Source organism: Kribbella alba, assembly GCF_039529635.1.
GTDB lineage: Bacteria > Actinomycetota > Actinomycetes > Propionibacteriales > Kribbellaceae > Kribbella > Kribbella alba.
In genome coordinates this window covers 304,643-322,499 of the sequence record NZ_BAAANE010000001.1, presented here as the reverse complement: position 1 = coordinate 322,499, position 17,857 = coordinate 304,643, and the positions used below count along the sequence as shown (strand labels likewise).

Genomic DNA, 17,857 nt, shown 5'->3' with positions numbered 1-17,857 from the left:
GGACAAATCCGGCTTCGTCTGCATCGTACGACGTACCCAGCCGATAAACGGCCGGGGCCGAGCAGATCAGGCCGAATGAAGCCCGACCGGGCCGGTCCGGCCGGGCGATTGTGGCCGGGTTGGGGACTCGTGACAGGATCGATGCCGTAAGCCGTAACCGATGAGGAGTGTCTCGTGGCCGAAGAACTGTTCGCGACGCTGGAGACGACGAAGGGCGACGTCGTCATCAAGCTTTTCCCCGACCACGCGCCCAAGACGGTGCAGAACTTCGTCGGCCTGGCCGAGGGAACCAAGGAGTGGACCGACCCGCAGACGGGTCAGCCCAGCAACGAGCGCTTCTACGACGGCCTCGGCTTCCACCGGGTGATCGACGGGTTCATGATCCAGGGCGGCTGCCCGCTCGGCACCGGCACCGGCTCGCCGGGCTACGCCTTCGATGACGAGATCCACCCGGACCTGCAGTTCGACCGCCCGTACCTGCTGGCGATGGCGAACGCGGGCATCCAGTTCGGCCGCGGCACCAACGGTTCGCAGTTCTTCGTGACCGTGGTCCCGACCCCGCACCTGAACCGCAAGCACACCATCTTCGGCGAGGTCGCCGACGACGAGTCCAAGAAGATCGTGGACGCGATCGCGACCGCGAAGACCGCGCCGGGCGACCGGCCGATCGAGCCGATCGTGATCAACAGCGTCAAGATCGAGCGCAAGAACAGCTGATCCACCGCTGGGCCGGCCTGCTCGGGGCCGGCCCCGACGACCGGTCGCGACCGGTCGGCCAAACATGACCCGGCCGAGCACCGACCCGGCTGAGCACGACTTGGCCGGACAACGACTGGGGAGGACCACGGCGTGACCGAGACCGTCTGCTACCGGCACCCGGATCGGCCCGCCGGGGTCCGCTGCCAGCGCTGCGACAAGCCCATCTGCCCGGCTTGTATGAACAGCGCGGCAGTCGGGTTCCAGTGCCCGTCCTGTTTCAACGAGGGCGTGAAGTCGGTCCCCCGCACCCGGACGTCTTTGGGTGGCGTCGCGCGCGGCAACGCCCAGATCGTCACGCTGACGATGCTCGCCATCAACGTGCTGGTCTTCATTGCCGTGCGCACCGGCAGCAGCCGGGTGGTCAACGACCTGGTGCTGGTCCCGGCCCTGGTGGACACCGAACCGTGGCGACTGCTCACGTCGGCCTTCACCCACGTGCAGATCTTCCACATCTTCTCGAACCTCTTCATGCTCTACCAGGTGGGTCCACCACTGGAGCAGATGCTCGGCCGGGTCCGGTTCGCGATCTTGTATCTGCTGTCCGCGCTGGGAGGCGGCGTGGCCGTTTGGCTGCTCAGCGCCCCCGGCGGCGCGACCCTCGGTGCATCCGGTGCGGTGCTCGGCCTGGTCGGCGCCCTGCTCGTGATCAGCAGGGCCCGGGGCCTCGACGTGACCTGGATCCTCGCCTACGTCGCCATCACCGCGGTGATCTCGTTCACCATCCCCAACATCTCCTGGGAAGGCCACCTCGGCGGCTTCGTCACCGGTGCCGCCGTCGCCTGGCTCTTCCTCCAGGGCACCAAACGCCGCCGCAAAGCCCGCACCTGACGCCGCCGCGCTCCGCGCTAACCGACGTGTTCCCGCGGCGCGCTCCGCGCTAACCGAGCGCTCCCGCGGCGCGCTCCGCGCTAACCGAGCGCTCCCGCGGCGCGCTCCGCGCTAACGCCGGCGCGCTCCGCCTCGCGCCTTGCGTCCGAACGACGGCGGGGCAGGACCCGCAGTTCCTCGGACGCAAGGCACCCCGAGCACCCCGAGCACGCCGGCGCACCTCGACTCGCGCCTTGCGTCCGAACGACGGCGGGGCAGGACCCGCAGTACCTCGGACGCAGGCACCGCGAGCACCCCGAGCACGCCGGCGCACCGCGACTCGCGCCTTGCGTCCGAACGACCGCGGGGCAGGACCCGCAGTACTTCGGACGCAGGCACCCCGAGCACCCCGGCGCACCCGGACCCGCGCCTTGCGTCCGAACGACCGCGGGGCAGGACCCGCAGTACTTCGGACGCAGGCACCCCGAGCACCGCGAGCACCCCGAGCACGCCGGCGCACCGCGACTCCCCGCCTTGCGTCCGAACGACCGCGGGGCACAGGGGGTCCTGCCCGGCACTTCTTCGGACGTAAGGCGTTAGCGCGGTGAGGTAGTCGGGTCCGGCGAGGTCAGGTAGTGCTGGATGGTCGGGGTGAGCCAAGCGACGACGGCTGCGCGCGGCATTTCGGCCACGGGGCCGAGAGCCAGCACATACCGGCACAGAGCAAGCCCGAGCGATTGCGTCGCGACCAGGCCGGCGCGAACTGCCGTGTCCGGGCCGCCGCCGGTCAGCTTCGCTATCGCGGGCCCGAGTTGCCCCATGAAGAGTTGACGCATCCGGTCGGCGGCGGCCTGATTGGTGACGCTGGCCCGCAGTAGTGCCATCAGGGTGTCGTCGCCCTCCCAGCGATCCAGGAAATGCTCGATCAACGCCGCGCCGAGCTGGTCGCGGGGCAACTCCGACAGATCGGGCAGGCGGAGGTCGAACTCGGCGGCCGCGGCGAACAGCTTCTCCTTGTTGCCGAAGTACCGCATCACCATCGCCGGGTCGATCGAGGCGTCGGTGGCGATCGCCCGGATCGTGGCTCGCTCGTACCCGTCCGCGGCGAACCGCTCCCGGGCCGCGGTGAGGATCGCCGCCCGCGTCTGGTCCGACCTCCGCGCCGGCACCGCGGAATCCCCCGCGCTTCCGGCACCCGGCGTACGAGCTGCTGCTGTCATGGGCCAACCGTAGGTCAACAAGCGTTGACATGGGAAACCGACGCGCCTACAGTCAAGTCAACAAGCGTTGGCCAACAATTGTTGACCTGATCAGAAGGAGTCGCATGATGAACGGAATCCCGGAGCGGACCGAGGTGCTGGTGGTAGGCGCGGGCCCGGTGGGCCTGGCGGTCGCGGTCTCGCTGGTGCAGCACGGTCGCGAGGTGACCGTGATCGATCGGCAGGCGGCCGGCGCGAACACCTCGCGCGCATCGGTGGTCCACCCGAGGACCCTCGAGCTGCTGGAGCAGCTGGGTGTCACGAAGCGGCTGACCGAGCTCGGCCTGCACGTCGAGCAGTTCAACATCGCGGACGGCGACCGCACGCTGGTGCCGGTGCGGTTCGACGGACTGCCGACGGCTTATCCGTACGTCCTGATGGTTCCGCAGAACGTGACCGAGCAGGTGCTGCTGGATCGGCTCGAAGAGTTGGGCGGCTCGGTCCGCCGCCCGTACGTCGCGGCCGGGGTCAAGCAGACCGCCGACGGGGCGGAGGTCACTTTGGACAGCGGCGAGGTCATCCAGGCGCAGTACGTCGTCGCGGCCGACGGCATGAACAGCAAGATCCGTGACGAGGCGGGCCTTGGCTTCGACGGCCGCGACACGCTGCCGCTGAACTTCACGCTGGCCGACGTCCGGATCGAGGGCGGCCTGCCGAAGGATGAGGTCCTGCTGTACTTCTCCAGGCCCGGCCTGCTCGTGGCTGCTCCGCTGCCGGACGGAAGCTTCAGGTTGGTCGCAGAGGTGGAAGAGGCGCCGGAACACCCGGATGTCGCCTACGCGCAGCGCCTGCTCAACACTCGGGGACCGCAGGAGACGACCGCCAGGGTGACCGAGGTGGTGTGGGGATCCAGGTTCCGCATCCACGAGCGGGTCGCCGACCGGTACCGTGACCGAAGGATCGTGCTTGCCGGTGATGCCGCGCATACGCACAGCCCGGCCGGCGGTCAGGGCATGAACCTTGGCCTGCGCGACGCCGTTGCGCTTGGGGACGCTCTCGCCGAAGCGCTGACCAGTGGCGATGAGAACAAGCTCGACGAGTACGCCACCAACAGCAGGGCCGAGGCCGTTCGAGTCGTATCTCTGGCCCACCGGCTGACCAAATTGGCGACAGCGCCTGCGGTCATCCAGCCGGCCCGGAACGCGGGACTCCACCTGCTGTCGTATCTGCCGCGGTTCCGGCGCGGTCTGGCAGAGCAGTTGGCCGCCATCGGCCACCGCTGAAGACGCCACCGGCACCACAGAGGACTGACCGTACTACGCGACGGCGGGCTCGGCTTCACCTTCGAGCACGGCGGGAGCACCTTCCACCCGGCCTCTCGAACCTGGTGAACCACTACTTCGGATCCGGTTGCACGGCCGGCAAGGACGCGCCAGCTGATCGTGACGAGAGGCGCCACCTTCACCGCCAACCTCCACGCCTGCGCGGCGGTGCTCTAGCCGCTGGTGGATTCCCTGATTTTCAGCGTGTACGGAACGATGAGGTCGCGGCGGTCGGCCTCACCGCTCCCGGAGATTCGGTCCAGCAGCACCGCGACAGCGTTCTCGGCCAGCCACTCCTTGTCCGGCGAGATCGTGGTGAGCGAAGGCGAGTGGAAGCGGCCGTCCTCGATGTCGTCGAAGCCAACGACCGCGACATCACCCGGCACGGACAAGCCGGCATCGGCCAGCGTCCTCAAGGCGCCCAGGGCCAGCAGATCGTTGAAGCAGAAGACCGCGTCCGGCGGCTCGGGCAAAGCCAGGAGGTCTCTCATCGAGGCGGCGCCGTCCTCACGGTGATACCCCGTCCCGGCCAATTCCAGGGCAGGGTCGTGCTCGATCCCTGCGGCCTTCAACGCCTTCCGATATCCCCTGCGCCGAACGGATCCGGTGCCCGCGCCACCACCGACACCGATCGCCGCGATCCTGCGCCGGCCCAGGGAGATCAGATGCGTCGTGGCGTCGAACGACGCCTGCACGGAGTCCACCGCGACGTGGTCGAGGTTGCCGCCCGCGTGCCGTTCGCCCAGCAGTAGAAGGGGTTTCGCCGTGTCGGCGGCACCGATCCTGGCCGGGGCGGTGGTGATCGGCGAGAAGATGATCCCGTCGATGAGTTGCCCCCGCATCCCGTCCAGGATGAACTTCTCGGCCGCGGCCTCCCCCTCGGTCTGGTCGATCAGCACGGTGATCCCGCGCTTCTTCGCGGCCCGGCTGATCGCGGCGCCCAGCTCGGCGAAGTACGGCGAGGCCATCTCGGGGATGGCCAGCGCGATGAAGTCCGAGCGGCCCTTGCGCAGCGACCGGGCGCTCACGTTCGGCTTGTAGTCGAGTGCATCGATCGCGGCCTGGACCTTGGCCCGGGTGTGGGAGGTGATGTGCGGGTAGTCGTTGATGACGTTGGAGACAGTCTTCACCGAGACCCCGGCGCGTGCCGCTACGTCACTCAGCCTGGTCGCCATCGCAACTCCCTCCTGATCTGAAGCCCGAGTGTGCCACGCCCACGACACGCCAGCCCTTTACAGCCAATGTCAATCGTTGTAGAACTCCAGATTAAACGTTGTAAGGGCCTAGCTGGAGGACTTTGTGGCCGGCCCCACCGCTGCCTCGGTGCCGGTGCTCATCCTCTACATCTTCGTCCAGCGCTATGTCATCGAAGGTGTCGCCCGCAGCGGCATCAAAACGTTGATCCAGTTCCGAGAGGACTCCGCCCGTGCCTCCTAGAAGATTCCTGGCCGCAGCGCTCGCTGTGGCTGTCATAACAACTGTCGCCGGTACTTCGACCACCGCCGCCGCGCCGCCGCAGCCACCGGTGACCACGCTCAACCCGATCTCATCATCCTTCGCCGACGCTTTCGCCGACCCGTCGATCATCCAGGGCCGAGACGGCTACTGGTACGCGTACGCCACCTCCGACCCGCTTGTTGCCAATGGCCCCTTCGGGCTGATGCACATGGCGAGAACCAAGGACTTCAGCTCCTGGGAGTACCTCGGCACGGTCTTCAACGACACCACCAAGCCGGCCTGGGCCGCGCCGGGCTCGTTCTTCTGGGCACCGGACATCCGCTACTTCGGCGGCCGGTACGTCATGTACTTCACCGTCACCGACACCCTCGCCAATCCAGGCGGTGACCCGGCGATCGGCGTGGCCACCGCTCCGACGCCGGCCGGTCCCTGGACCGCCACCGATGGACCGGTCGTCGCCCCGAAGCCAGACGGCAACGGCGGCTACTTCGGCACGATCGACCCGGCCATGCTCACCGCAGCCGACGGCAAGCGCTACCTCTACACCGGCGGCTTCTACGGCGGCATCTCCGTCACCGAACTGTCGCCCGACGGCCTGCACTCGGTTGGTACGCCGACCCAGGTGACCGTCGGCGACCGCTACGAGGGCTCCTACGTCGTGTATCGCGACGGCTGGTACTACCTGATGGGCTCGTCGATGAACTGCTGCGCGGGCCCGACGACTGGTTACTCGGTCTTCGCCGGGCGGTCCCGCTCGCCTCGCGGTCCCTTCGTCGACCAGGACGGCGCGAGCCTGAACGAGTCGAGGGTCGGCGGCACGACCGTGATCACGCAGAACGGCAACAAGTGGATCGGTCCCGGGCACCACGCGTTCATCACGGACGCCGCCGGGCAGGACCACATCGTTTACCACGCCATCGATCGCGGCACGCCCTGGCTGACCGATCCCTTCGGCATCAACCGCCGGCCGATGCTGATCGACCGGATCGACTGGATCGACGGCTGGCCACGGACCCGCGCCGGACTCGGTCCGTCCGACACGCCGCAGCCTGCTCCGGCCACCGGCTCGGCCGCGGGCATCAACTCGACGGACCCGGCAGGCGGACTCCGTGGTGCGACCAGGCAAGCTGGTGACTCGCTTGGTGGCCCCACCGCCTCCATCTCCGGCGCGGCAACCACGCGGCAGTCGGCGCCGGGCGGTTCGCTCCGGGTGGACGCCGATGTCCGGCTCGGCTCCAGTTTCACGACCGTGCTCGGCGGCTCGGTGGTCGCGACTGTCTCGGCGACCAAGGTCAGCATCGTGGCTGGCGGGCGTACTGGGAGTGCACCTCTCCCTGCCGACTTCAACCGGACTGGCTGGAACAAGCTCAGTGTGCAGGTCTCCGGAACCACTGTGACTGCAAGGTTGAATGACGCGGGGCTCGGCGACGTTTATGCCGAAGCACAGCTCGCAGTACCGGGGTTGAAGGTGCGGTCTGCGCCAGTGAGTTGGCTGGGGTCCGCTGAGGTGGACAACCTGACGGTGCGTGCTGTGGCAGACCCGGTACGCCGGTTGGCCGCCGTACCGGAGGCTGGAAAGCTGCTGGCGGGTGATGAGTTCGACGGCAATGGGTTGGGCGCCGGGTGGACCTGGGTCCGGCCGGACAGCAAGGCGGTTGTTGCTGATGGCAAGCTGTCTTGGCCGCTGCAGAACACGGATCTGGTCGGGTCGGGCAACAACGCCGGGCTGCTCTTCCACGACACGCCCGCCGGTGACAGGTGGATCGCGGAGACCAAGCTGCACCTTGATGTCGGTGAGGGCGACATCCGCAACTACCAGCAGGCCGGGATGATCGCGTATCTCAACGACAACGACTTCGCCCGGCTCGGGGACGTGTCGATCTGGAGGACGCGGCAGACCGAGTTCGGCCGGGAGTTGGTGGCGCGAGCCGACGGAGCGACCAGCTATGGCGGTGCGGCCATCGGGCGGCCCGCTCCGACGATGTGGATGCGGCTGGCCTATCACCGCAACGCTGCGGGTGAGCACGTCTATCGCGCCGGCACCAGCGTGGATGGCGTCAACTGGACCTGGGGTGCTTCGTGGGTACTGCCGGCCGGGGTGACGCCCAAGCTCGGCCTGTATGCACACGGCGACCAGACCGGCGTCAACCCGCCGCCGGTCGCAACCTTCGACTACCTGCGGTTCTACACGAGCAAGTGATGTTGCGCTGGCCGGGGTTGCTGCTGTTGCTGGCGTTGACCAGTTGCGGTGGCGGTGACCCCGGCAGCGCTGATTCCCCTGAGGGAGCGACTATGGGCTTCACGAATCCTGTGTACGACAACAACTTCGCCGATCCCCAGGTGATCGCCGTCGGCGACTCGTACTACGCGTTCGCGACGAACGGCCCGCTCGGCAACATCCAGACGCTCAAATCCGCCGACCTGGTGTCCTGGCAGCAGGTCGGCGATGCCTTGCCCGCTCTGCCCGCGTGGACCTCGCCGGGGAAGGTGTGGGCACCCGAAGTCGCAGTACAGGCCGCTGATCGGTACGTCATGTACTACACGACCTCCCACGACGAGTCGCATCGCCAGTGTGTGGGGGTCGCGGTCGCGTCGAAGCCCGAAGGTCCCTATGTCGACAAGTCGAGCAAACCCCTGATCTGTCAGGAGAACGAGGGCGGCTCGATCGACGCGAGCCCGTTCACCGACTCGACCGGGCAGCGCTGGCTCTACTGGAAGAACGACGGCAACGCGATCGGGGTCGACACCTGGATCTACGCGTCGCGCCTGTCCCCCGACGGCGTCTCGCTGGTCGGCGAGATCGCCAGACTGATCAAGCAGACACTCCCCTGGGAGGGCGACCTCGTCGAGGCGCCGTACATGGTCGAGCGCGGGGACAAGTTCCACCTCTTCTACTCCGCCAACGCCTACGACAAGGCCTCGTACGCCGTCGGCCACGCACTCTGCGCCAGCCCCGCAGGCCCCTGCACCAAGTCCGGCGACCCGATCCTCACCTCATCCGACGACGCCGCCGGCCCGGGCCACAACATGGTGCTCGTGAAAGACAACCGCTACTGGTTCGTCTACCACGCCTGGGACCCGGCCGCGGTCGGCTCTGACCCGCCCGGCCGCACGATGTGGCTCTCCGAACTCAGCTGGACCGCCGACACCCCCCACGTCCAACCCCCGCTCCACAACAACCCCTCCCACCCCTGACGCCCGACCGAGCACTGTTGGCCCGTCCAGACATTGCCGCCGGGCGTCGGGCATCGGCCTACTCGTCGCCCCGACGGAAGCCTTCTGACTGGGTCTCTTCGTCGGCGACTCGGACGCCGTAGCGGAAGGCAAGTTTGCCGCCCAGGTTGCCGGAGATGCCGAGCAGGGCGAGGCTGACGATCGACCAGACGAGCGGACCCGGTGGGACGACGTCCTTGTCGGACAGACTGTTGCGCCAGAGCCAGTTGACGAAGTACATCGCGATGACGGCGAAGTTGAGGCTCATGTGCAGCAGGCCGGTCCGGAACGCCGGGGTACCGGCCGGGATCGAGAAGAGGTCGATGATCCCGGCGACCGCCGCCACCACCGCACCGATCAGCCCGATGCCGATCAACCACAGCGACCCGCGGGCGAGGAAGCCGGACTGACCGGCCACCTTCGAGCCGACGTCGAACACCAGGCTCGCCACCCACGCGCCGATCGGCACCGTGACGAGGATCGGGTGGTAGGGGTGCCCGTACGGGCCGGCAAGAGCTGCCGTCCGCGGCACTTTCGCGCGTCGGTCGGTGATCCGGTCCGGGACAGGCTGGTCAACCACGTGCGGTCTGTACCCCTGACGCCTCGTCACATGCGCGTACTACCCGCGTTCGGTTTCGGAGTGGTTCTGGGCGCGATACCCGTAGGTCGCCTGATGCACGGTCAGGTCGCTCTCCACCACCGCGCCGAGGGCACCACCGAGGGTGGCCATACACGAAACCAGCCAGGCGATGCGCAGATAGTTCTGCGTGGTCGGCGCATGGCCCAGCTCTCGTTCCAGGACCGGATCGAGCAGCAGGGCGGTGTCGCAGAAGGTCGTGATCACCAGCAGTGCCGCGAACAGGGTCAGGGCGCCGAGCACGATGGTGGTGGTCGTCGCGACGTTGACCAGCCGGACGCGACCACGGGCCACGGGTGAGCGGGCATGTTCCCACAGGCCATGGGCGACGATCAGCGTGATCGTGATCGCCGAGACCGAGAAGAACCCCAGCGCGAGCAGTCGCGGCCAGCTCATCGCATCGCCGATCCGCCAGATGGCGGGTGAAGTGAGTCCGAACGCTCCGGTTCCCAGGGCGGCGACCAGTGCTCGGGACAGACCGATGATAAGCCGCCAGGGACGGTTGGCGCGAACCATTCCGAGCAGCAGCCGGAGGTTGCCGGGGCCCGTCGCGGTGACGAAACGGACGGTATCGCGGTCCGTGACCGGGTATCCCACCGGCGAGGACAGTTGGCGCAGGTCACGCAGCCGGACCCCGAGTCTGGCCCGGCGACTCCGGCCGCCCTCGCTGTTGCGCGTATTGGTGCCCTTGTCACTGGCGAGACCCTCTACCAGGCGCACCACCGCCTCGGCGACCCGGTCCTCGACCTCCACCGCACCGAAGGCCGGTACCGACACCACCCCGACGCCGAGCGGCACGCTGGCATAGGCGGTGACCGGCCGTCGACCGATGCGTAGCGGCAGCGTGGTCAGGCAGACCGCGAACTGCCAGTCCTGGTCGACCAGGTGCTCCCGCGCGACCTTGACGAGATCCACATCCATCGCGGCCGCGCCGGCCAGTGGCTCGGTCAGGACATCCACCCGCCACTCGACGTCCGGCGTGTGCTCGGCCAGTTGCTTCGTCAGCCGGCTAGCCAGGCCGTCGGCCAGGTCGCGCGGTAGCCCGGGCGCCGCGACCAGGCCGACTGTCAGCACGTGCTTGTCGGCGGTTTCCTCTTCCACGAGGGGGAGGTACCCATCTCGCTAGGCCCGATCCTTCAGGACCTGGGCGAGGAGGTGGAGCGCTCGGTGGAGATCGGCGTCGGACGGCGTGGCATAGCCGATCACCAGACCCGGACGGCCGGGGGTGGTCCGGCGGTAGTCGGAGAGCGGGGCGACCACCACGCCGGCGGCCCGGGCGCGCGCGGCGATGGTGTGGTCGTCGACGGATTCGTCCAGCAGCAGGGTGATGTGGAGGCCGGCGTCCTGGCCGATGATCTGCCCGTACTGCGAGAGTACGGAGCAGGTGTAGTTGCGGCGCTCGGCGTACAGGCGGCGTGCTCGCCTGACCACCTGGTCGAGGTACCCGTCCCGCAGCATCGCGAGGAGCGCCGCCTGCATCGGCCAGCCCGGCCAGTCCCCCGACTCTGCGCGGTGCGCCGCCAACCGATCCACCACCGGGCTCGCGGCGACGAGCCAGCCCAGCCGCAGGGCGGGGCTGAGCATCTTCGACAGCGTGCCGAGGTGGACCACCCGGTCGAGGTCCAGTTGAGCCAGCGCGGGCAACGGCGCCACGTCGTACCGGAATTCGCTGTCGTAGTCGTCCTCGATCAGCGTCGCGCCGGTGCTCCTTGCCCAGCGGATCAATTCGTTGCGTCGGGCAACGGGTAGCCGCCCGCCCAACGGGTATTGGTGTGACGGCGTCACGTAGACCGCGGACAGGTCCGGACCGAGCTCGGCAACCCGCAGACCATCGGCGTCCACCGGGATGTCGACCACCGCCAGCCCGCGATCGCGCGCCGCGGCGACGGCGCTGAGATAGCCCGGATCCTCGATCGCGATGCGTTCACCCGGTCGCCGCGTGACAGCGAGCAGCAGGCGCAAGCCGTGCGTGGTCCCGTTGGTGATGAGCAGGTTCTCGGGCCCGCACGCGATCCCGCGCACCCGGCCGACATGCTGCGCCAGCGCCGCCCTCAGCGCCGGTATCCCCGCCGGGTCCTCGTACCCCCGCGCCGGAACCTGCGCCGACACCTCCCGCCAAGCACGACGCCACCCGGCGTCCGGCTCCGCACCGATGAACGGGATGCCAGGCCGCAGCGACAACAACCGCTCGTCCGGTTCGACCGCCGGCTTGACCCGCCGCCGCTGAACAGACTGCAGCGGTACTACGTCCGCAATGTAGGTGCCCGAACCGGTCCGTCCCGCGATCCATCCCTCGGCGTGCAGTTGGTCATAAGCCGCCTGCGCCACCGACCGCGACACACCCAACTCACGGGCAAGGTCGCGGGTGGACGGCAGCCGATGGCCGGCCCGGAGTCGCCCGTCACGCACTGCGGCCCGGAACTGCTCGGCCAACTGGAGATGCAGTGGCCCGGCACCGCCCCGGCGGAGCACGAGTGGGAGCGAGCTATCCAAAGTGGACTACCTGATTCGTGCGGGAATGGATCGTGCCAGCATGCCACTACCGCGTCACGCTGGTTCCATGACCGTCACGACGCCACTGCAGCCCACCGACCGGACCTCCCTGCGCCGCTCGAAGGAGCGTGCCGCCTCCGACCGCGAGGTGCTGCACGACGTGCTCCGTGAGGGGATGTTCTGCCACCTCGGTGTGATCGTCGGCGGAGACCCCGTGGTCCTGCCCACGGCGTACGGGATCGATCTGGACAAGGGGCCGGACGGGACGCTCTACCTGCACGGCTCGGTGGCTGCGCGGAGCGTGGTCGCGGCGCCGCGGCAGACCATCTGCGTGACCGTCACCCACGCGGACGGACTCGTGCTGGCCAGGTCCGCGTTCCACCACTCGGTGAACTACCGGTCGGCCGTGATCTTCGGGACACCGCGGGTCGTCACCGACCCGGACGAGAAGCTGCACGGCCTGAACGTGATCGTCGACCACCTGGTGCCGGGCCGGTCGAAGGGCAGCCGGCCGCCGAACCGCAAGGAGTTGGCGAAGACCTCCGTACTGGCGCTGTCGCTGACCGAGGCCTCGGTGAAGACCCGGGCGGGCCAGGCGAACGACGACGAGGAGGACCTCGACCTGCCCTACTGGACCGGCGTGATCCCGCTCCGCGTCGTCGCCGACGAGCCCGTCAACAAGGACGACTGCGATCTGCTCGTCCCCGCCCACGTCCGCACCCGGGCCAGCCTCCTCGGCGCCCCTTCTTGAATTGCTCTCACGGGCTGGTGAGCGGCTTCAACCGCCGCTGCACCAGCCCGTCGAGGTTGTGGTTCTAGGCAGCAGTGCCCTTGTTGTAGCTCTTCTGTGCCCAGAAGTAGCCGACCAAGGCGATGGCGATGCACCAAGCGATGGCGAGCCAGCCGTTGCCGCTGTCCATCGGCATTCCCAACAGCAGGTGGCGCAGGGTGTCGATGATCACGGTGAACGGCTGGTACTCGGCGAACCAGCGGATGCCGCTCGGCATCGACTCCAGCGGAATGAAGGTGTTGCTCAGGAAGGGCAGCAGCAGGCTGATCGGCAGGACGATGTTGCTCGCCCCCTCCGCGGTCTTGCTGGTCAGGCCCAGGGCGATCGCGAACCAGGTCAAGGCGACGGTCAGCGCGACCAGCAACCCGCTCGCCAGCAGCCAGTCCACGAGCGACGCGTTCGGGCGGAACCCGATCAGGATGGCGAAGCCAACCACCAGGGCCAGGCTGACGATCGTCAGGATCACGTTGCCCAGCACGTGTCCGGTCAGAACGGCCGGCCGGAAGATCGCCATCGTCCGGAACCTGGCGACGATGCCCTCGGTCATGTCCATGGCGGCGCCGACCGCGGGGGACATCGTCCCGGACGCGATTGACATCAGCAGGATGCCTGGGGTGAGGAAGTCGATGTAGTCGAAGCCCTTCCCGCCGCCGAGACCAGCCGAGAAGGTGTCGCCGAAGACGAGGCCGAACAGCAGCATCATGATGACCGGCATCCCGAGGGCGCCGAGCGACAAGCCGGGGTAGCGCAGGGCGTGCCGCAAGTTCCGGCGCAGCATCGTGGCGGTGTCGGCCATCGGGTAGGAAACGGTGCTCATCTGCTCGTCACTTTCTCGTTGGTGTTCTCGTTGGCGATCGGCTGACCGGTGACGGCGAAGAACACGTCGTCCAGGTCGGGGGTGTGGACGGTCAGTTCGTCCACCTCGAGGGAGGCGTCGTCGATCCGGGCCAGCAGGGCGCGCAATGAGTGCACGCTCCCGTCGTTCGGCACCTGGAGGACCAGCGCGTCGTCGTCCCGGGCACCCACCGGCAGCGCCTGGGCGGCCAGCGCGAACTCCTCCGGCGCGTTGAACCGGAGCCGGATGTGCCCACCCGGTGCCAGCCGCTTCAGCTGGGCCGGAGTGCCTTGGGCAACAAACTGGCCGTGGTCCAGTACGGCGATCTGGTCGGCGAGCTGGTCCGCTTCGTCCAGGTACTGCGTGGTCAGCAGGACCGTGACACCACCGGCGACCAGTTCACGGATGAGCTGCCACATGCTGTGCCGGCTGCGCGGGTCGAGCCCGGTCGTCGGCTCGTCCAGGAAGATGATCCGCGGACTGCCGACCAGGGTCATCGCGAGGTCGATCCGGCGCTTCATGCCACCGGAGTACGTCATGGTCAGCTTCTTGCCGGCCTCAACCAGGTCGAACTGCTCCAGCAGCTCGGCTGCCCGGCGGCGCCCTTCGCGTCGGCCGAGGTGGCACAGGTCGGCCATCATGATCAGGTTCTCCTCGCCGGTCAGCAGGCCGTCGACCGCGGAGAACTGGCCGGTGACGCCGATCGCCGCACGGACCGCTTCGGGGTTCTGGTGCAGGTCGTGCCCGGCTACCCGGATCTCGCCGGCGTCGGCCGTGATCAGGGTGGAAAGGATCTGGACAACCGTGGTCTTGCCCGCGCCGTTCGGCCCGAGCAGGGAAAAGACGGTGCCTTCGGCAACGTTCAGGTCGATGCCGTCGAGCACGACCTTGTCGCCGTAGGACTTTTGCAGTCCGCGGACGTCGATCGCGGGGGCTGAGCTGTTCATGGTTCCTCGCTTGTTTTCGGGCAGGGTGAACCTGACCCAGGGTGGCCAAAGGGACTTGGAGGAGGAGGAGGTTCAGGGCGTACTGATCCAGCCGGCCGGCTCGATCGACGAGCCGCCGATGGCGGGATCAGCGTTGTTCAGTTGGTGGCTGGTGGACGGGTCAGATGTCGAGGTCCTCCACGGTGGGCTGGTCAGCCGCCTCCTCGACCAGCGTGTAAAGGTCGGCCGGGATCAGCTCGCGCAGGTCCTCGACCGTGTCGACGACGTGCAGCGTGGCCTCGCCCTGCGCCATGCTCCAGGTCTGGTTGCTGCTGAGGCTGCCGATCCAGCTCCGCCAGCCGGAGTGGTTCTGCTCTTCACCGTCGACAGTGGTGACGCTGCTGTACTGCTGGCGCCGGTCGGCGTGCAGGACGAACTTCCCGGTCCGGCTGCGGAAGACCTTGAAGGCCTCGTAGCCGTTCTTGTTGGACCGGCCGCCCTCGGCGAGCAGGACGCCGGAGAACCGCTGCTTGCGGCCCGCACCGCGACCCACCCGGACGGTGATCTCGTCGAAGCCCTCGAGTCGGCCTTCTTCCAGCTCCACATACCGCCGGAGCGCGGTCGAAATGGCTTGGGACAGATTCCCGGCGATCTCCTGGGCTCGCTTGTACAGCGCCAGGTCGTCGTCGGAAACGTAGATCGTCTTGTTCGGCATGTCTCTCTCCTCCTACGTAGAACTATACGTAGGTCACTACGTACATGTCTACATACATTTCCACGAACCTCAACCAAGCCGGCCGCCGTGGTCCCCGGTAACGGACTCGGCCATCACGCGCGCGGCTCGAGCATCCACTACCCGGCTCGACGCGCGGCTCGTGCATCCACTTCCCGGCTTGACGCGCCGTTGTGCATCCACTTCCCGGCTTGACGCGCCGTTGTGCGGTCACTTCCCGGCTTGACCCGCCGTCCCGCCGCCTCCGCTACGGCGAGTCGAGCAGGCAAGTGAAGGTTGGCCAGCGGGTCGAGCCGGGAAGTCGGGTGGATAGCGGCGTGTCGAGCACGGGAGTCGGATGGGGCTGGCCGGTCGAACCTCGTGGTCATGGGTGGGGTGGTGATTGCGTTGCATGGTGCAGGTCAACGGGCGTCGCATACCGCGCGTGATTGGGCCGACGCACTGGAGCTCGGGTATGCGTTGGTCAGCGTTGAGTCGTCCCAGCTGATGTCGCCGATGTATCGGAGCTGGCCCGATCAGGAGAGCGCGGCGGAGGGCATCGCCTGGGCGGCGCAGCTGGCCACCCTCGCACGGTCGAGCGCCTACCCGGCCTCGACCCGGCCTCGACCCTGACTTCCCGCCGGATTTCGCGGCTCGGCTGGCTCAGCTCCTTCCCGGCTCAGCGGGGTGAGTACAACCAGGGGTGCTTGAGGTCGAAGAAGGACGGCATGCCGACGGCGAGCGAGTTCAGCTCGTCCATCTGCGCCTTCATCTCGGCCGGTGGCTCCTTCTTCTCGCCCTCGCGGGCCTCCTCCTCGGAGGTGAAGTACATCGCCATCGTGTAGTCCCCGTCGTCGTACATCGCCGCGATACTGCCGACCATGTCGGGCCGGAAGTCCGCCCACTTGCCGGAGTCCTCGGTCATCAACTCGCGGGCCCGGTCCGGGTTGGTGCCGCGGCCCTGCATGACCTGGACGAAGCCGGCCGAGTTCGGGTCGCCGACGAGATCGGCCACCACGTCGTCGCTCTCGTGGAAGGTGGCGTCCTCGCTGAAGAGGGCGGAGAACTCACTCCACCACTTGTCCTGCTCAGGCCGCTCGCTGTTGCCCTGGGCGGCCGCCGCCGAATCGAAGCGGGCCAGGGCGATGAACTGGCCGTTGTCGGTGACTCCGGCCGTGGTGCCGAGCCAACCGCTCGCGTCCGGCGCGAGCCCTTCCACCCAGCGATCGAGCGCTGCATGCACCTGCTCGGCGTCTGAGACCTGCCCCTGAATAACCTGAACGAACATCACGAGACCTCCGCTGTCTCCCCGGCCGGGGTGACCGGCGGATTCGACGTTACGCCCGGTGGCCGGGGCGGTCGACGCCTCGATCTTCCCCAGTTGTGGACAACGCGGTGATCAAACCTTCTTTATCCACAGATTCGTGCTCTCTCGGACCTGTTCGGTCGAAAACCTGGGGGCAACCTGGGGAAAACCGCGCTGAAAGCTGTGCACAGCTGGGGATACCCGTGTGGATAACTCCACCCATGTAATTCGGTGCCGGGACTAGATCCACTGGGTGGAGACGACGAAACCGACCGCGATCAGGCCCATGCCGATCAGCAGGTTCCAGTTGCCCAGGTCGTTCATCACCGGGATGTTCGTACCGGCAACGTAGAAGACGACCAGCCAGGCCAGTCCGAGGAGCCAGCAGGCCAGCATCAGCGGGGCCACCCAGACCCGGCTGGTGGTGCGCGGCTTCTTCGGAGTCTTCTCGACCTTCACCTTGTCGGAGGACTTCTTCTTGTTGCGGCTGCTCGACTCGGGCACGACTTCGACTCCTTGTAGCGGACACTAAGGTGAGTGGTGTCGCCTCGGTTCGCGAGGCCGGCACCAGCCACACCACTGGGTCTGGCCTCGGTTAGCGTAGTGCAGACAGGAGCAAGGGGTTACGGGTGAGCAGGCTGCGGCGTATTTCGCTCTGGCGCGCGCTTGCGCCGCTGGCGCTGCTTTGCGCGGGTCTGCTCTTCGCGACCAGCGCCACCAATGCCCGCGGCACCGATTTGCGCCCTAGCCGGAACACTACGCTCGCGGGCCTGATCGAGGAACAGAGCCGTCGCAGTGCGAGCCTGACCCGGCAGCACGCGGCCCTGACGCAGGACATCGAGAAACTGCAGGCCCAGCAGGGTTCGATCCCGACGAAGCTGGCCAGCCAACTCAAGGACCTGTCCGAGCAGGTCGGCACGACGCCGGTCACCGGTCCCGGACTCACCGTCACGTTGAAGGACGCTCCGCCCGAGGTGGTCAAGGACAACCCGGACGTCGACGCCGACTGGCTGGTGATCCACCAACAGGACATCCAAGCGGTGGTGAACGCGCTCTGGGCCGGCGGTGCCGACGCGATCTCGATCCAGAACCACCGGGTGATCTCGACCACCGGCATCAAGTGCGTGGGGAACTCGGTGGTCCTGCACGGCGTGCCGTACCTGCCGCCGTACCGGATCACCGCGATCGGCGACCAGCGCAAGCTCCAGCAGGCGCTGAGCGACTCGCAGTACATCGACAACCTGCAGGACTATGTAGTGAAGTTCCAGCTCGGGTACGAGGTGAAGAACCAGTCCACGATCGCGATGCCGGCGTACGAGGGCACCCTAGACCTGCAGAGCGCGACCGTGCCGGGCTTCGAGAAGACCCCGACGGTCAGCCCGAGTACCAGCGGCCGGTAG

The 17,857-nt window shown here is 67.9% G+C and carries 19 protein-coding genes; 9 read left to right on the top strand and 10 right to left on the bottom strand.

Translation table 11 applies throughout. From position 1 onward, the window contains the following. The first annotated feature begins 174 nt into the window (after positions 1-174). Positions 175-717, top strand: a complete 543-nt coding sequence (locus ABD210_RS01585) for a peptidylprolyl isomerase (RefSeq protein ID WP_425552602.1) — start codon at positions 175-177, stop codon at positions 715-717. A gap of 132 nt (positions 718-849) precedes the next feature. Next, positions 850-1,587, top strand: a complete 738-nt coding sequence (locus tag ABD210_RS01580) for a rhomboid family intramembrane serine protease (RefSeq protein ID WP_344107776.1) — start codon at positions 850-852, stop codon at positions 1,585-1,587. Positions 1,588-2,162: 575 nt separating this feature from the next. Here ABD210_RS01580 and ABD210_RS01575 read toward each other — a convergent pair. Further along, positions 2,163-2,786, bottom strand: coding sequence for a TetR/AcrR family transcriptional regulator (locus ABD210_RS01575; RefSeq protein WP_344107774.1), 624 nt, complete (start codon positions 2,784-2,786; stop codon positions 2,163-2,165). A 104-nt stretch (positions 2,787-2,890) separates the two neighbouring features. Here ABD210_RS01575 and ABD210_RS01570 point away from each other — a divergent pair, with 104 nt between their 5' ends. Then, on the top strand, positions 2,891-4,048 hold the full coding sequence (locus tag ABD210_RS01570; RefSeq protein WP_344107772.1) for an FAD-dependent oxidoreductase: 1,158 nt from the start codon (positions 2,891-2,893) through the stop codon (positions 4,046-4,048). A 212-nt stretch (positions 4,049-4,260) separates the two neighbouring features. Here ABD210_RS01570 and ABD210_RS01565 read toward each other — a convergent pair whose 3' ends face one another. Then, a complete protein-coding gene (locus tag ABD210_RS01565) occupies positions 4,261-5,262 on the bottom strand; it encodes a LacI family DNA-binding transcriptional regulator (RefSeq protein WP_344107770.1) in 1,002 nt (333 codons plus the stop codon). A gap of 124 nt (positions 5,263-5,386) precedes the next feature. Between ABD210_RS01565 and ABD210_RS01560 the strand changes: the two genes are divergently transcribed. From ABD210_RS01560 to ABD210_RS01550, 3 genes are all read left to right on the top strand, one after another. Continuing rightward, on the top strand, positions 5,387-5,524 hold the full coding sequence (locus ABD210_RS01560) for a hypothetical protein (RefSeq protein WP_344107767.1): 138 nt from the start codon (positions 5,387-5,389) through the stop codon (positions 5,522-5,524). Beyond that, on the top strand, positions 5,514-7,745 hold the full coding sequence (locus tag ABD210_RS01555) for a family 43 glycosylhydrolase (RefSeq protein ID WP_344107765.1): 2,232 nt from the start codon (positions 5,514-5,516) through the stop codon (positions 7,743-7,745). Before ABD210_RS01560 ends, ABD210_RS01555 begins: the two co-directional genes overlap by 11 nt. A gap of 92 nt (positions 7,746-7,837) precedes the next feature. Next, on the top strand, positions 7,838-8,740 hold the full coding sequence (locus tag ABD210_RS01550) for a glycoside hydrolase family 43 protein (protein WP_344107762.1): 903 nt from the start codon (positions 7,838-7,840) through the stop codon (positions 8,738-8,740). 58 nt (positions 8,741-8,798) lie between these two features. Here the strand turns inward: ABD210_RS01550 and ABD210_RS01545 are convergent, their stop codons facing one another. From ABD210_RS01545 to pdxR, 3 genes are read right to left on the bottom strand one after another with little or no spacing between them, the layout of a single operon-like run. Beyond that, complete coding sequence (locus ABD210_RS01545) at positions 8,799-9,338, bottom strand: DUF2231 domain-containing protein (RefSeq protein WP_344107760.1); 540 nt, start codon at positions 9,336-9,338, stop codon at positions 8,799-8,801. A 39-nt stretch (positions 9,339-9,377) separates the two neighbouring features. Continuing rightward, positions 9,378-10,496, bottom strand: a complete 1,119-nt coding sequence (locus ABD210_RS01540) for a hypothetical protein (protein WP_344107757.1) — start codon at positions 10,494-10,496, stop codon at positions 9,378-9,380. Positions 10,497-10,517: 21 nt separating this feature from the next. Continuing rightward, positions 10,518-11,888: a MocR-like pyridoxine biosynthesis transcription factor PdxR gene (gene pdxR, locus ABD210_RS01535; RefSeq protein WP_344107754.1), complete on the bottom strand. Its 1,371-nt coding sequence runs from the start codon at positions 11,886-11,888 to the stop codon at positions 10,518-10,520. Between the two features lie 67 nt (positions 11,889-11,955). On the opposite strand from pdxR, the gene ABD210_RS01530 reads away from it, so the two are divergent. Beyond that, positions 11,956-12,639 (top strand): pyridoxamine 5'-phosphate oxidase family protein, encoded by a 684-nt coding sequence (locus ABD210_RS01530; protein ID WP_344107752.1) that lies wholly within the window; start codon positions 11,956-11,958, stop codon positions 12,637-12,639. A 64-nt stretch (positions 12,640-12,703) separates the two neighbouring features. Here the strand turns inward: ABD210_RS01530 and ABD210_RS01525 are convergent, their stop codons facing one another. The 3 genes from ABD210_RS01525 to ABD210_RS01515 all read right to left on the bottom strand — a co-directional run bounded on the left by ABD210_RS01525 (position 12,704) and on the right by ABD210_RS01515 (position 15,154). Next, the gene (locus ABD210_RS01525; protein ID WP_344107750.1) at positions 12,704-13,495 is read right to left on the bottom strand and encodes an ABC transporter permease; all 792 of its coding nucleotides are present in this window, start codon (positions 13,493-13,495) and stop codon (positions 12,704-12,706) included. Further along, positions 13,492-14,460, bottom strand: a complete 969-nt coding sequence (locus ABD210_RS01520) for an ATP-binding cassette domain-containing protein (RefSeq protein ID WP_344107748.1) — start codon at positions 14,458-14,460, stop codon at positions 13,492-13,494. Before ABD210_RS01520 ends, ABD210_RS01525 begins: the two co-directional genes overlap by 4 nt. A 160-nt stretch (positions 14,461-14,620) precedes the next feature. Next, positions 14,621-15,154 carry an EXLDI protein gene (locus ABD210_RS01515; RefSeq protein WP_344107746.1) on the bottom strand — a complete coding sequence of 178 codons (534 nt, stop codon included), beginning with the start codon at positions 15,152-15,154 and terminating at the stop codon, positions 14,621-14,623. A 384-nt stretch (positions 15,155-15,538) separates the two neighbouring features. Here ABD210_RS01515 and ABD210_RS01510 point away from each other — a divergent pair, with 384 nt between their 5' ends. After that, positions 15,539-15,784, top strand: a complete 246-nt coding sequence (locus ABD210_RS01510; protein ID WP_344107744.1) for a hypothetical protein — start codon at positions 15,539-15,541, stop codon at positions 15,782-15,784. Positions 15,785-15,830: 46 nt separating this feature from the next. Here ABD210_RS01510 and ABD210_RS01505 read toward each other — a convergent pair whose 3' ends face one another. Together ABD210_RS01505 and ABD210_RS01500 are read right to left on the bottom strand one after the other, a co-directional pair. Next, a complete protein-coding gene (locus tag ABD210_RS01505; protein WP_344107742.1) occupies positions 15,831-16,439 on the bottom strand; it encodes a hypothetical protein in 609 nt (202 codons plus the stop codon). Positions 16,440-16,697: 258 nt separating this feature from the next. After that, positions 16,698-16,961 (bottom strand): cell division protein CrgA, encoded by a 264-nt coding sequence (locus tag ABD210_RS01500; RefSeq protein ID WP_344107740.1) that lies wholly within the window; start codon positions 16,959-16,961, stop codon positions 16,698-16,700. A gap of 125 nt (positions 16,962-17,086) precedes the next feature. On the opposite strand from ABD210_RS01500, the gene ABD210_RS01495 reads away from it, so the two are divergent. Continuing rightward, a complete protein-coding gene (locus ABD210_RS01495) occupies positions 17,087-17,857 on the top strand; it encodes a DUF881 domain-containing protein (protein WP_344107738.1) in 771 nt (256 codons plus the stop codon).